Genomic DNA, 13,435 nt, shown 5'->3' on the forward strand with positions numbered 1-13,435 from the left:
CGGATTCAGCTTCGGGCGTATGGTCGCCCCGGGGCGTGAAGGGTTCAGCGCGGCGGGCACTGGAAGGCCAGGAAACGCTGGCTGCCGTCGGCCGGCTGGCCCACGGCCTGCACCGCATTGGCACCGGCGCTGGGGGCCTCGTTGCGCGCCAGGGTCTCCAGTTCTTCCTGCACGCGCAGGGGGTTGCGGTTGTAGAAGGCCACCTTGCTCTTGACCGTGACCACCACCTCGCCCTTGTTCTGGCAGGCGGCTGGCACGGCCCCGCCCGGCAATACCCGCACGGTCTTGCCCACCGGCTCGATCGGCACCCAGGTGCAGGCGGTGGCGCTGAGGGTCAGAACGGAAAGCAGCAGAAGGCGCATGGCGGGGACGCTCGTGAAGGTCATGGATCCGATTCTGCCTGAACAGGCTGAATCGCGGGTGCACAGGGATGGGTCGCCGGCCATGGGCCGGCGACCCGCCCGATCATTTGACCGGCTTCCCATCGGCGTCGATCACGATCACCTCGCCCAGGTTCAGCGCGCGCACCGGGGCCTCGGTCTGCTTGAGGTCGCCCACCACGACCCAGGTGAGGGTATTGGGATCGAGGGTGGCCGCCGCCTGCTGGACCTGGGCCGGCGTCATCGCCTCGATTTCGTCCTTGCGCTTGAACACATAGTCGTCGGGACGCTGGTAGCGGACGATGCCGCTGATGGTGCCGAGGACCGCGCTGGCGGTCTCATAGGCGCCGGGCAGGCTCAGGTTCTGGATGTTGCGGATACGCGTGACTTCGGCCGGGGTGATCGTTTCGGCGCCGGAAGCGAAGTCGGCGATTTCCTTCTGCATCTCCTTCATCGCCTCGGCGGTCTTGTCGATCTGCACCGGTGCGACGGCCATCCAGGGACGCTGGCCCAGGGTGCTGCTGGCCATGGTGCGGGCACCGTAGGACCAGTGCTTTTCCTCGCGCAGGTTCATGTTGAGGCGCGAGGTGAAGTCGCCGCCCAGCACGCCGTTGGCGATGTCGAAGCGGGTGGCGCCCGTATCCATGGTGGAGGGCACTACCTGACCGGCAAACAGGTTGGCCTGCACGGCACCCGGCTGGTCGATGAGGTACACGCGGGCCTTGGCCGGGCGGGCCACGTCGACCGGGGCCTTGGCCTGCGGTGCGGCGGTGCTGCTCTTCCAGTCGCCGAGCTGGCGCTCCAGCAGCGGCACGATCTCCTTCAGGGTGGTGTCACCCACCACGATCAGGGTGCCCTGCTCCGGACGCAGCCAGTCGCGGTGGAAGTCCACCAGATCCTGGCGGGTGAGCGACTGGATGTCGGCTTCATTGCCACTGCCGGTGAAAGGAATGGCATAGGGGTGGCCCGCGCCGTACAGCAGGGTGGGCAGCACGCGCATCGCCGAGGCGTTCGGGTTGACCTTCTCCTGCTGGATGCCGGCGATCCAGCTCGCCTTGACCCGGTCGATCTCGGCCTGGTCGAAACGCGGCTGGCGCAGCATGTCCGCATACAAGGCCAGCGACGGGGCGAGGTTTTCCTTCAGGGCGGACAGGTACACGCTGGCGCTGTCCAGCGATGCCGAGGCCCCGAGGTTGGCACCGAGCGCGTCGGCCGCGTCGGCGAAGGGCAGCGCGCCGAGCTTGCCGGCGCCCTCGCCCATCAGGTCCATGGTGAAGTTGGCGGTGCCCGACTTGCGGCCCTGGTCGGCGGTGAAGCCGCCCGGGAATTCATAGCTGAACTGCACCACCGGAATGTCGTGGCGCTCGGCGAGGATCACCTGGGTGCCGTTCTTCAGCGTGGCCCGGTGCAGCTGCGGGAATTTCAGCTCGGGGAAGGTCTTGGTCTGCGGCACACCGCTGCTGCGGTCCACCTGGGTCGCCGTTGCGGTGAAGGTGGGGTCCACGGCGGGCACGGTGAACGGCTTGGGCGTGGCCGACGGCAGTTCCGGCAGCGCCACGCGGGCGCCCGGCTCCACCACCAGGGTGTGGTCGCCCGGGCCAAGCCACTTGGCGCCGGCGGCGCGCACATCGGCAGCGCTGGCCGCATCGATGGTGGCCAGCGAACGGCGGAAGCAGCCCGGGTCGCCTTCGAACACGGTGCATTCGGCCAGTGCGTCGGCCTTGCCGCCAAACCCGCCGATGCGCTCGATGCCACGGATGAAGCCGGCACGGAAGGCGGTCTTGCCACGGCTCAGCTCATCGGCGGTGGGGCCATCCTTGACCAGGCGGCGCACTTCCTCGTCGATGATCGCTTCCACCCTGGACGGGTCCACGCCCTGCTTCACGGTGGCCATGATCACGAAGTTCGAGCCCAGCTGCGAGGTGTAGGCACCGGCGCTGATGTTGTCCACCAGCTTGTCCTGGTGCAGCAGGCGCTGGTCCAGGCGCGACGACTTGGCGCCGCCCAGGACCTGGGCGAACAACTGCAGCTGGTCGATATCGGTGGTGCCGGTCTGGGCAACGTTCCAGACCCGGTAGATGCGCGCCTGCGGCACCTTGTCGGTCATGGTCTCGCGGGTGGATTTGTCGCGCTTGGCCACGTTGACCTTGGGCTGGGCCATGCTCGGGCCCGCCGGGATGTCGCCGAAGTAACGGGCGACCTTTTCCTTGGCGGTGGCCACGTCGATGTCGCCAGCCAGCACCAGCACCGCGTTGTTGGGACCGTACCAGGTGCGGAACCAGTTCTTGACGTCGTCCAGCGAGGCGGCGTTGAGGTCATTCATCGAGCCGATGACGCCGTGGTGGTACGGGTGCCCTTCCGGATACATGGAGCGGGTGAGCTTGTCCCACACCTGGCCATAGGGCTGGTTCTCGCCCTGGCGCTTCTCGTTCTGCACCACGCCGCGCTGCTCATCGAGCGCGGCCTGGTCGATCGCGCCGAGCAGGTGGCCCATGCGGTCCGATTCCATCCACAGCGCCATGTCCAGCGCGGTGGTGGGTACGTTCTCGAAGTAATTGGTGCGGTCGGTGTTGGTGGTGCCGTTCTGGCCGGTGACACCCACCTGCTTGAAGGGTTCGAAGTACTCGCCGGCGTGGTTCTCGCTGCCCTGGAACATCAGGTGTTCAAACAGGTGGGCGAAGCCCGTGCGGCCGGCCGGCTCGTCCTTGCTGCCCACGTGGTACCAGACGTTCACCGCCACGATCGGCGCCTTGCGGTCGGTGTGCACCACCACGCGCAGGCCGTTGGGCAGGGTGAACTCTTCGAAGGGAATGTCGACCTTGGCCACCTGGGCCGGCTTGGCCATGACCGGTGCCGGGGCAAGAGTGCCCAGCGCGGCGGAGAGCGCTACAGCCAGCAGCGCGGCACGCGGTCGAAGTTGGACGGTCATTCCGGTTCCTTGGTCATGAAAGTGAAGACAGATGCTAGCCCGGGACCTCGGCAAAAGGCATCCGCCAACAGTCACTGCGCAGGTAGGGGAACTTTCCGGGCATGACGCCACCTGTCGCGAACGGCATGGCCGCGGGCTGAATCGCCTTGCGGACAGTGTTACGCCGGCGAATCGGACAGGTGTCCGGACAGCGGACACGGTGGGTCGACCATAAAAGCCTTGTAAATCAACAACAAAAAGTTGGCACGGGACCTGCTTGGTATTGGGTGCGAAAGGAAGGCGATCAAACCAAATATGACTGATCGCTGAACAACAACCGAAATCTGCACATTTTTCTTGCATCCCCAGATTTGGTGTACTACCTTACTACCACACCACTGCTCACCCACACTAAACAGGCCACGTCATGAACACCAAGACCCTCGCCATCGCCATCGCCCTCGTCGCCGGCTCCGCGTTTGTTTCGAACGTGCATGCCGCTTCCGCCATCACCACCCTGGACACCGTGCAGGTCCGCCCGTCAGCCGACCAGATCGCCCAGGCCGACGTCGAGCGCAGCAGCGCCATCCCCACCCTGGCCCTGGTTGAAGTCCGTCCGGGTGCCGGCCAGATCGCCGAGTACCGCAACGAACTGTCCGACAGCCGCCGCGTGACCACGCTGGCCGCCGTCGAAGTCCGCCCGACCGCCGAACAGCGTGAAGCGCTGGCCGCCGAGCAGGCCGATCACCGCGACTACGTTGGTGCGCTGGCTGCGGCCGCTACCGCCGTGGCGCGCGACGTGATCATCAACCTGCCGACCCTGCAGGTGCGCCCGTCGCCGAACGACCTGCAGGCGCTGGCGCTGGAAACCGCGTCGGTGTTGGTTCGTCCGTAAGCGCGTTGATCGAGGCGTAACGACCAGCGGGCGTTACCTACCGTCATCCGGCGCAGTTACACTGCGTGAATGACCGCCACGCCCACGTTCCATGTTGTGTTGTTCCAGCCGGAGATTCCCCCGAATACCGGCAATGTGATCCGGCTCTGCGCCAATACCGGCGCGCGACTGCACCTGATCGAGCCGCTCGGTTTTGACCTGAGCGACAAGCAGCTCAAGCGCGCCGGCCTGGATTACCACGAATACGCTCGACTGCAGGTGCATCCAGACCTGGACACCGCCCTGCAGGCCATTGCACCCAACCGCCTGTTCGCCTTGAGTACCCGCGGCAGCGTGCGCTACGACACCCAGCAGTTCGAAGACGGCGATGCGTTCCTGTTCGGCCCGGAAACCCGCGGCCTGCCCCAGGACGTGCTCGATTCACTGCCGCACGGCCGCCGCCTGCGCCTGCCGATGCAGCCCGACAACCGCAGCCTCAACCTGTCCAACACGGTGGCCGTGGTGATGTACGAGGCCTGGCGCCAATCCGGTTTTGCCGGCGGCGCCTGACGTTAGAACGCGTTGATGCCCGTCAGCTCACGACCGATCACCAGCTGGTGCACGGTTTCGGTTCCCTCGTAGGTAATCACTGATTCCAGGTTCAGCGCATGCCGGATCGCCACGTGTTCGGTGGTGATGCCGGCGCCGCCGAGCAGGTCGCGGCATTCGCGCGCGATGTCGATGGCCATGCGGCAGTTGTTCCACTTGGCCAGGCTCACCTGCTGGGGCTGCAGCTGGCCGGCATCCTTCAGGCGCCCCAGCTGCAGCGACAGCAGCTGCGCGGTGGTGATGCGCCGGGCCATGTCGGCCAGCTTGATCTGCGCGCTCTGCGTGGCCGCCACCGGCCGCCCGAACAGCACGCGTTCCTTGGTGTAGCCCAGTGCCTCGTCCAGGCAGGCCACCGCCGCGCCGATCGGGCCCCAGCTGATCCCGTAGCGCGCCTGGTTGAGGCAGCCCAGCGGACCCTTCAGGCCCTGCACGTTGGGCAGGCGGTTGCGGTCGGGCACGCGCACGTTGTCGAAGAACAGCGCGCCGGTCAGCGAGGCGCGCAGGCTCATCTTGTGCTTGATTTCCTGGGTGGTGTAGCCGGCCATGCCCTTCTCGAGCACGAAGCCCTGGATGCCATCGTCGGTGTGCGCCCAGATGATCGCGATGTCGGCGACTGGTCCGCTGGTGATCCACATCTTGCTGCCGTTGATGACCCAGTCGGTTCCGTCGCGTACCGCACGTGTCTTCATTGCCGCCGGGTCCGAGCCGCCGTGCGCTTCGGTCAGGCCGAAACAGCCGATCACGCGCCCGGCCGCCATGTCGGGCAGCCAGCGCTGGCGCTGCTCTTCGCTGCCGTAGGCAAAGATCGGGTACATGCACAGCGAACTCTGCACCGAAACGAAGCTGCGCAGGCCGGAGTCGCCGCGTTCCAGCTCCTGGCAGATCAACCCATAGCTGACCGCGTTGAGGCCGCCGCCGCCGTACTGCTCGGGCAGGCTGGAGCCGAGCAGGCCGAGCGAGGCGATTTCCGGGATCAGTTCATCCGGGAAGCGGCCCTGGTCGAATGCATCGCCGATGATCGGCAGCACCCGTTCGTCGGTGAAGCGCGCCACGGTGGCCTGCACCGCACGCTCCTCCTCGCTGAGCAGGGAGCGGACATCGAACAGATCGTAGGGATTGAGGGCCATGGGCGGCGACATCGCGGGCGGGAACAGGAGCCCCCATTGTGATGCATCCGGGTAATGCCGGCCGCTGGCCGGCTGCGCATGCTGCCGGCAACATGGGGAGCCGGCCAGCGGCCGGCACTACCGTTTGAGGTTCCGCATGGCCGGCGCCGGCGCGCCCCCGTGTTCTCGGGGATGCCCGTACCATGGCCGCCCGCGCTGGATTGATGCACCGCACCATCCGGTGCCCAACGTCGGCGAACTAGGCGTAAACGCCGGGTGCCGGTACCCTGATGCACTGATCCAGCCGTTGCGCAGTGCCCCGTCGCGCGCGATTCCCAGGCAACCGCCGCCCCCTTCGACCGGGACGGCACTACCCACGAGTTACGCATCCCCATGAGCGAAGAGACCACTGCCCTGCCCCCGCGTGAAGCCATGGAGTTCGACGTGGTGATCGTCGGCGCCGGCCCCGCCGGCCTGGCCACCGCGATCCGCCTGCGCCAGCGCGCCATCGAGGCGGGCCGCGAACTGTCGGTGTGCGTGCTGGAGAAGGGTTCCGAGCCCGGCGCCCATATCCTCTCCGGCGCGATCATGGACACCCGCGCGCTGACCGAACTGTTCCCGGACTGGGCCGAGCGTGGCGCGCCGCTGAAGCAGAAGGTCACCCGCGACGAATTCCTGTTCCTCAGCCCCGATGGCGCGCGCAGCACGCCGCATGCGCTGCTGCCGGAGTGCTTCCACAACGAAGGCAACTACATCATCAGCCTGGGCGAGGTCACCCGCTGGCTGGCGCAGCAGGCCGAGGCGCTGGAAGTGTCGATCTTCCCCGGCTTTGCCGCCGCCGAAGTGCTCTACGACGAGAACGGCGCGGTGATGGGCGTGGCCACCGGCGACATGGGCATCCGCAAGGATGGCTCGCACGGCCCCAACTTCGAACGCGGCATGGAACTGCATGCCAAGTACACGATCTTCGCCGAAGGCTCGCGCGGCCACCTCGGCCGCCAGTTGATCGCGCGTTACCAGCTGGACGCGGGCAAGGACCCGCAGGCCTACGGCATCGGCATCAAGGAGCTGTGGCAGATCGATCCGGCCAAGCATGAGCCGGGGCTGGTGGTACACACCGCCGGCTGGCCGCTGGACAGCGACACCTACGGCGGTTCGTTCCTGTACCACGCCGACGGCGGCAAGGTCGCGGTGGGCTTCGTGGTCGGGCTCGATTACCGCAACCCGTGGATGAGCCCGTTCGAGGAGTTCCAGCGCTTCAAGACGCATCCGTCGATCCGCAAGCATATCGAAGGCGGCAAGCGCATCGCCTATGGCGCCCGCGCGATCACCGCCGGCGGCCTGCTGTCGCTGCCCAAGACCGTGTTCCCGGGCGGCGCGCTGGTCGGCTGCGAAGCCGGCTACCTCAACGCAAGCCGCATCAAGGGCAGCCACGCGGCGATCAAGACCGGCATGCTGGCCGCCGACGCCGCGTTCGATGCGCTGGCTGCGGACCGCCAGCGCGACGAGCTCAGTGCCTATCCGGCCGCCTTCGACAGCAGCTGGCTGCACGACGAGCTGAAGCAGTCCAAGAATTTCAAGCAGTGGTTCAAGAAGGGCCGCAGCATCGCCACGCTGATGACCGGCATCGAGCAGTGGCTGCTGCCCAAGCTGGGCATCCGCAACCCGCCGTGGACGCTGCGCCACAGCAAGGCCGACCACGAGTGCCTGGAACCGGCGTCGCAGCACACGAAGATCGTGTACCCCAAGCCGGACAACGTGCTCACCTTCGACCGCCTCAGCTCGGTGTTCCTGAGCAGCACCAACCATGAAGAAGACCAGCCCAGCCACCTGACGCTCAAGGACGCCAGCATCCCGGTGCGGGTCAACCTGGCCGAATACGCCGGGCCGGAGGCGCGCTACTGCCCGGCCGGCGTGTACGAGTTCGTCGGCACCGAAGGGCACGAGCAGCTGCAGATCAACGCGCAGAACTGCGTGCACTGCAAGACCTGCGACATCAAGGATCCCACCCAGAACATCGTGTGGGTCACCCCGCAGGGCGGCGGCGGTCCCAACTACCCGGCGATGTAAGCCGTGGCGCCGATCGACGTGCAGCGACGCATGGCGTCGCTCTACGACGGTCACGCGTCCAGCGTATCCAGGTAGGTCTGCAATGCATGCTCGAACGCGGTGATGTCGGCCGCGCTGGCCGCGGTGCCCTGGGTCTGGATCTGCTGCATCACCTCGCGCGCCTGCGCGGCCAGGGCTTCGGCACCCAGCGTGCCCAGCCCGCCCACGATGCGGTGCAGGACCTCCACCGCCGTGTTGCTGTCGCCCTGCTCGCGTGCTTCCAGGCCGCGTTGCAGGTCATCCGCGGTGGTCTGGCGCATGCTGTCGATGAGCACCGCGGCCACGTGTTCGGAACCGAAGCGACGCACGATTGCCGCGCGCGTCGGCGCGGCCACCGGCACGTTGGCATCCGTCGGTGCCGCGGCGGCGACGAACGGCTCGTCGTCCGCGTCGTCCGACGGCAGCCAGCGCCGCAGCGCCTGGCGCAGGGTGGCCAGCGCCACCGGCTTGGCCAGCAGATCGTCCATGCCGGCCTCGCGGCAGCGTTGCCGGTCTTCGGCCAGCGCGCTGGCGGTCAATGCAAGCACCGGGAGTCGCTTTCCACTGCCGCGTTCGCCCTCGCGGATGTGCCGCGTCAAGGTGTAGCCATCCATCACCGGCATGCGGCAATCGGTGATGACCAGGTCGAACGCCTGGGCCTTCAGCAGTTCCAGTGCCGCCTCGCCATCCACCGCCAGCTCGTGCTGCAGGCCCAGCTGCTGCAACCGCCAGCGCATCAGCGCCTGGTTGGTGGGGTGGTCCTCGACCACGAGCACGCGGCGCCGCGCCTGCCCGGGTGGCAGCGGTGCCACCTCCGTGCCAGGGCGCTGTTCGTCGCTGATGGCCTCTTCGCCCGGCACCAGGGGCAGCGTCAGCACCACCGCCACGCGCGTGCCTTCGCCCGGCACGCTGTGCATGTCCAGCCGACCGCGCATCAGCCCCACCAGACGCTGGCAGATGCTCAGGCCCAGCCCGGTGCCACCGTAGTGGCGGGTGATGGCCACATCGGCCTGCGCGAACGGCTTGAACAGGCGTTCGCGCTGCTCGGGCGAAATGCCGATGCCGGTATCGGTGACGGTCAGGCGCAGGGTCTGTGCCGCCTCGTCGTCGCGGTCCACCGCCAGGGTGATGCCGACCGCGCCGCTGTTGGTGAACTTGATGGCGTTGCTGAGCAGGTTGAACACGATCTGGCGCAGGCGCATGCCGTCCACCAGGTGCTGCGGTGCCACCGCCGCATCCACGTCCAGGCTGAGTGCCAGGCCCTTGCTTGACGCCTGTGGCGAGAGCAGCTGCTGCACGTTGTCGAGCAGGCTGCGCAGCGCGACCGGCTGCGGTTCCAGCGGCAGCGCGCCCGCTTCGATGCGTGAGTAGTCCAGGATGTCATCGAGGATCTGGCGCAGCATCTGTGCCGAGTCCTCGATGACCCCGATGATGCGCCGCTGCTCGCCGTCGAGGCCCGTATGCGACAACGCCTCCACCATGCCCAATACGCCGCTCATCGGCGTGCGGATCTCGTGGCTCATGGTGGCCAGGAAATTGGACTTCGCGGCGGTGGCGCGTTCGGCATCGGATTTGGCGGCGGCCAGCGCATCAGCCTGCGCGCGCGCCTCGGTCACATCGACCCAGTACCCGCTCCACATCACGGCACCATCGGCGGCGGCATACGGCAGCGCGCGCGACCGCACCCAGCGCACCACGCCATGCGGGCTGGTACGGAATTCCATGTCCAGCGCGGAGAAGTCGCGTGCCGCCTGGGCCATCGCGCGGCTCACCGCGTCGCGGTCGCGCGGGTCGAGCTGTGCGGCCAGCCGGGTCTGGTCGGCCATCACTTCGACCGCACTCACCCCGAACATGGCCTGCAGGTCGCCGGTGATGTACGGGAAGGTCACCCGCCCATCGCTGTCACGCCGGGCCTGGTAGACGATCGCCGGCAGGTTGTCGGTGACTTCCACCAGGCGCTGCTCCAGGCGCCGGCGCATGCCCACCTCGCGGCGCAGGCGCCAATACCCCCAGCCGTGCACCACGATGCCGGTGAGCAGCACCAGCGACAGCGGCACGGCCCAGCGCGCAACCGACCGCCAGTCCAGCCCGCTGCGGTATTCGGCCAGCAGCCAGTCGCCGCGGATCGCCGTATGTTCGCGCGGGGTGAGGTTGGCCAGCACCCGGTCGAAGGTGGTCGCCAGCGGTGCGTACTGGCGCTTCACGGCAAGCGACAGCTGGTCGTTGAACCCGGCCGGTGCCGCCACATGCAGCTTGGCCGGGTACAGCTCGCGCACGACCCGGTCGACCATCGCGAGGTTGCCGACATAGGCGTCGGCGTCGCCGTTGGCCAAGCGTGCCAACGCCTGTTCCACGCCACGCGCGGGCACGATGCGCGCACGCGGCGCGTACTGCAGCACATAGCCGCGCAGGCGCTCGGGATCGGAGAGCAGGATGCTGCGCCCGTCCAGGTCGCCCAGGCCCAGTACCGAACGACTGTTGTTGGGGGTGACGATGACATTGGGCACGCTGATGAAGGGCTGGCTGAAGACCCATTCGTCGCCAAGATAGTGGGCGTCGTTGGGTATGCCCATCACCACGTCCACGTCACCGCGGCGCATCTGCTCGCGCACCTCGAACCAGTCATGCGCCGGCACGCGCGTGAGCTGCGCGCCGACCATGCGCAGCTGGCGCAGGTAGTCGCCGGCCACGCCGCTGGGCTCGCCGGCCGCATCGATGAACGACAGCGGCGCCCCATTGGGCGCATAGCCCATGCGCAGTGGCGTGGCCAGGATGCGGCGTTCGGCTTCCCCCAGGATCAGGCGCGACTGCGCCGACCACTTCAGCGGCGGCAGCCAGCGTTTGGACACGGCCTCGCGCTGCGCCGTAGTCAGCGTGGACAGCGCGCTGTCCAGCGCCTCGGCCAGCGGCTGGCGGGCATTGGGCACGCCGAAGTGCAGCCGCTCCGGCGGCAGGTCGCTGGGACGCAGCAGGGCAAGGCCGTCCATGTCCTGCTGGCGGATCAGCGTACTCGCCACATGCGCGTTGCCGATGTAAACGTCGGCCTTGTCCTCGGCCACCATCGCCAGCGCCGCACGGGTGTCGGCCGCCATCACCTGGCGCGCGGCCGGGTACCGCGCGCGCACCTGGCCGCTGGTGAGGAATTCCCGCTCGGTGACCACGCGCAATCCGACAAGCTCGGGGTCGGCCGAGGTGCGGCTGTCGCCGACGCGTCCGACCAGGGCCAGCGGCGCATCGGCATAAGCGCCGGTGTACACCATGCAGCGCGTGCGGTCGGGAGTGAGCGTGATGTTCATCACCACATCGACCTCGCCACGGCAGGCCGCATCGAGCACGTCGGCCCAATCGCGATAGATGCGAACCTTGACCTGCACGCCCAGTTGCCGCGTAAGCAGCGTCAGATAGTCGTATCCGAGCCCATCCGGCCGACCGTTCTGCATGAATTCGAAGGGTGGCCAGCCGCTGTCGTACAGGCCCAGTAAGATGGTAGGGTTCCGCTCGATCCACTCGGACTGGCGCGGTGACAACGACGGCGCAGGTGCAGGAGACGCGTTGGCCGAGGTGACCAGCATGATCGCCAGCCCCAGCACGACCAGCCAGCGGACAACGGAGGTACGCATGCTGTCTGATCTCCCTGGAATGAACCGCCCACCGCAACGTGCCTGCAAGGGCCGCTGCCTCACAGGCAATACTAGTCCATGAAACTGCGCATAATCATCGCCGACGACCACCCGGTGGTCCTGATCGGCACCAAGGCCGTGATCGAAGCCAGTGGCGTGGGCGAGGTGGTGGCCCAAGCCAGCAGCGCCGATGCGCTTTTCCAGGCATTGGCCGCGCACGAGTGTGATGTGCTGGTGACGGATTACTCGATGCCGGGCAGCCAGCAGGCTGACGGTTTCGCCATGGTCGGGATGATCCGGCGCCGTTTCCCCGACCTTCCGGTGGTGATGCTCAGCGTCTCCAACAATCTGGCCATCCTGCGCATGGTGGTGTCCACCGGCGTGCTGGGGCTGGTCGACAAGGCATCGTCGATGGATGAGCTGCCCCAGGCGATCCAGGCTGTGCATCGCGGGCAGCCGTATGTGAGCCGCACGTTGAAGGACCGCATTGACGCAATCGGCACACAAGGGGTGGACGACGACCGCACCCGGCAACTGTCGCCGAAGGAAGTGGAAGTGCTGCGCCTGCTCGGCCGTGGGCTGACCGTCAAGCAGATTGCCCAGCAGCTGCACAAAAGCGTCAGCACCATCAGCCGGCAGAAGGGCGATGCCATGCTCAAGCTCGGCCTCAAGGGCGATGCCGAGCTGTTCGACTACCTGCGCGACGATCATCTTTGAACGATCACCGCGTACAGGGCCTCGACAACGACGAGGTGGCTGCCGACTGGCCCGCCATCGGCGACGCTGCGCTGGCCTGGCTGCGCGGACGCTACGCGGCGCTGGACGGCGACTGCCGGGTGCTGTGGCACAGCCCGCGGCCCTTCTCCGCCGCGGCGCTGGTGGAATGTGGGTCGCAACGCTGCTTCGTCAAGCGTCATGGCGTTCGCGTGCGCACGCCGGGCGTGCTGGAGGAGGAGCATCGCTTCATCGCGCACCTGGCCGGTGCCGGCCTGCCGGTGGTGCAGGTACTGCACGCGCATGACGGCGCCACGGCGCTTGAACACGACGGCTGGACCTACGAGCTGCATGCCGAGGGCGACGGCCAGGATCTGTACCGCGACCTGCCGTCGTGGACACCGCTTGCCAACCTCGCGCAGGCGCACGCGGCCGGCGCGATGCTCGGTCGCCTGCACCACGCGTCCGCCAGCTATCACGCACCGCAGCGCGGCACCCACCTGCTGGTGGCACGCGACGATCTGATCCGCGCCGCCGATCCCGTGGACGCGCTGCGCCGCGATCTGGCCACCCGCCCCGGGCTGGCCGCCTACCTGTCGCGCCAGCACTGGGAACAGGACCTGCAGCGCGCGGTCCTGCCGTGGCATGACGCACTGGCGGGACGCCTGCAGGCCGAACCGGTGCTGTGGGGCCACAACGACTGGCATGCCTCGAACCTGCTCTGGACCGGCCAGGACCCGCACGCCACGATCGGCACCATCTTCGACTTCGGCCTGGCCTCGCCGGCCAGCGCACTGTTCGACCTGGCCACCGCCATCGAGCGCAACGCCATCGCCTGGCTGGCAACAGACCCGGGTGGCCCGGCCGCGCACCCGGACATCGCCCTGGCCCTGCTCGCCGGTTACCGGCAGGAGCGGGCATTGTCGGCGGCCCAGGTGCACCTGCTGGCGGACCTGCTGCCGGTGGTCCACCTGGATTTCGCCCTGTCCGAAGTGGAGTATTTCCAGGGCGTTACCGGCTCAAGTGCCAACGCCGACGTGGCCTACCACACCTTCCTGCTCGGCCATGCCGACTGGTTCGGCACCGCTCCTGGCCGGGCCCTGCTGGACACCCTGCACGCCGCCGCTTGAGGTCCA

9 protein-coding genes are annotated in these 13,435 nt (G+C 67.8%); 5 read left to right on the forward strand and 4 right to left on the reverse strand.

All coding sequences use genetic code 11. The features are described from left to right. Window positions 1–44 precede the first annotated feature (44 nt). Together RT456_RS02740 and RT456_RS02745 are read right to left on the reverse strand one after the other, a co-directional pair. Entirely contained in the window at window positions 45–362 is a 318-nt protein-coding gene (locus tag RT456_RS02740; protein ID WP_313342162.1) for a DUF4156 domain-containing protein, read from the reverse strand. 103 nt (window positions 363–465) lie between these two features. Further along, the gene (locus tag RT456_RS02745; protein ID WP_313342165.1) at window positions 466–3,309 is read right to left on the reverse strand and encodes a pitrilysin family protein; all 2,844 of its coding nucleotides are present in this window, start codon (window positions 3,307–3,309) and stop codon (window positions 466–468) included. A gap of 406 nt (window positions 3,310–3,715) precedes the next feature. On the opposite strand from RT456_RS02745, the gene RT456_RS02750 reads away from it, so the two are divergent. Next, complete coding sequence (locus RT456_RS02750; RefSeq protein WP_313342168.1) at window positions 3,716–4,183, forward strand: hypothetical protein; 468 nt, start codon at window positions 3,716–3,718, stop codon at window positions 4,181–4,183. 69 nt (window positions 4,184–4,252) lie between these two features. Continuing rightward, window positions 4,253–4,732 (forward strand): tRNA (uridine(34)/cytosine(34)/5-carboxymethylaminomethyluridine(34)-2'-O)-methyltransferase TrmL, encoded by a 480-nt coding sequence (gene trmL, locus RT456_RS02755; protein ID WP_313342172.1) that lies wholly within the window; start codon window positions 4,253–4,255, stop codon window positions 4,730–4,732. A gap of 2 nt (window positions 4,733–4,734) precedes the next feature. Here the strand turns inward: trmL and RT456_RS02760 are convergent, their stop codons facing one another. Further along, window positions 4,735–5,898 carry an acyl-CoA dehydrogenase family protein gene (locus tag RT456_RS02760; protein ID WP_313342175.1) on the reverse strand — a complete coding sequence of 388 codons (1,164 nt, stop codon included), beginning with the start codon at window positions 5,896–5,898 and terminating at the stop codon, window positions 4,735–4,737. 372 nt (window positions 5,899–6,270) lie between these two features. On the opposite strand from RT456_RS02760, the gene RT456_RS02765 reads away from it, so the two are divergent. Continuing rightward, window positions 6,271–7,947 carry an electron transfer flavoprotein-ubiquinone oxidoreductase gene (locus RT456_RS02765; protein ID WP_313342178.1) on the forward strand — a complete coding sequence of 559 codons (1,677 nt, stop codon included), beginning with the start codon at window positions 6,271–6,273 and terminating at the stop codon, window positions 7,945–7,947. Window positions 7,948–7,997: 50 nt separating this feature from the next. Here RT456_RS02765 and RT456_RS02770 read toward each other — a convergent pair whose 3' ends face one another. Then, window positions 7,998–11,585 carry a transporter substrate-binding domain-containing protein gene (locus tag RT456_RS02770; RefSeq protein WP_313342180.1) on the reverse strand — a complete coding sequence of 1,196 codons (3,588 nt, stop codon included), beginning with the start codon at window positions 11,583–11,585 and terminating at the stop codon, window positions 7,998–8,000. 78 nt (window positions 11,586–11,663) lie between these two features. Between RT456_RS02770 and RT456_RS02775 the strand changes: the two genes are divergently transcribed. Together RT456_RS02775 and RT456_RS02780 are read left to right on the forward strand one after the other, a co-directional pair. Beyond that, window positions 11,664–12,302: a response regulator transcription factor gene (locus RT456_RS02775; protein WP_313342183.1), complete on the forward strand. Its 639-nt coding sequence runs from the start codon at window positions 11,664–11,666 to the stop codon at window positions 12,300–12,302. Further along, window positions 12,299–13,429, forward strand: a complete 1,131-nt coding sequence (locus tag RT456_RS02780) for a phosphotransferase (protein WP_313342185.1) — start codon at window positions 12,299–12,301, stop codon at window positions 13,427–13,429. The genes RT456_RS02775 and RT456_RS02780 overlap by 4 nt, the downstream gene beginning before the upstream one ends. Window positions 13,430–13,435 lie beyond the last annotated feature (6 nt).

The sequence above is a fragment of the Stenotrophomonas sp. genome (assembly GCF_032099025.1).
In the GTDB taxonomy this organism is placed as follows: Bacteria; Pseudomonadota; Gammaproteobacteria; order Xanthomonadales; family Xanthomonadaceae; genus Stenotrophomonas.

Coding starts and splice junctions, on each gene's coding strand:
- RT456_RS02765 (WP_313342178.1), top strand. CDS start 6,271: ATGAGCGAAGAGACCACTGCCCTGCCCCCGCGTGAAGCCATGGAGTTC.
- trmL (WP_313342172.1), top strand. CDS start 4,253: ATGACCGCCACGCCCACGTTCCATGTTGTGTTGTTCCAGCCGGAGATT.
- RT456_RS02775 (WP_313342183.1), top strand. CDS start 11,664: ATGAAACTGCGCATAATCATCGCCGACGACCACCCGGTGGTCCTGATC.
- RT456_RS02760 (WP_313342175.1), bottom strand. CDS start 5,898: ATGGCCCTCAATCCCTACGATCTGTTCGATGTCCGCTCCCTGCTCAGC.
- RT456_RS02745 (WP_313342165.1), bottom strand. CDS start 3,309: ATGACCGTCCAACTTCGACCGCGTGCCGCGCTGCTGGCTGTAGCGCTC.
- RT456_RS02740 (WP_313342162.1), bottom strand. CDS start 362: ATGCGCCTTCTGCTGCTTTCCGTTCTGACCCTCAGCGCCACCGCCTGC.
- RT456_RS02770 (WP_313342180.1), bottom strand. CDS start 11,585: ATGCGTACCTCCGTTGTCCGCTGGCTGGTCGTGCTGGGGCTGGCGATC.
- RT456_RS02750 (WP_313342168.1), top strand. CDS start 3,716: ATGAACACCAAGACCCTCGCCATCGCCATCGCCCTCGTCGCCGGCTCC.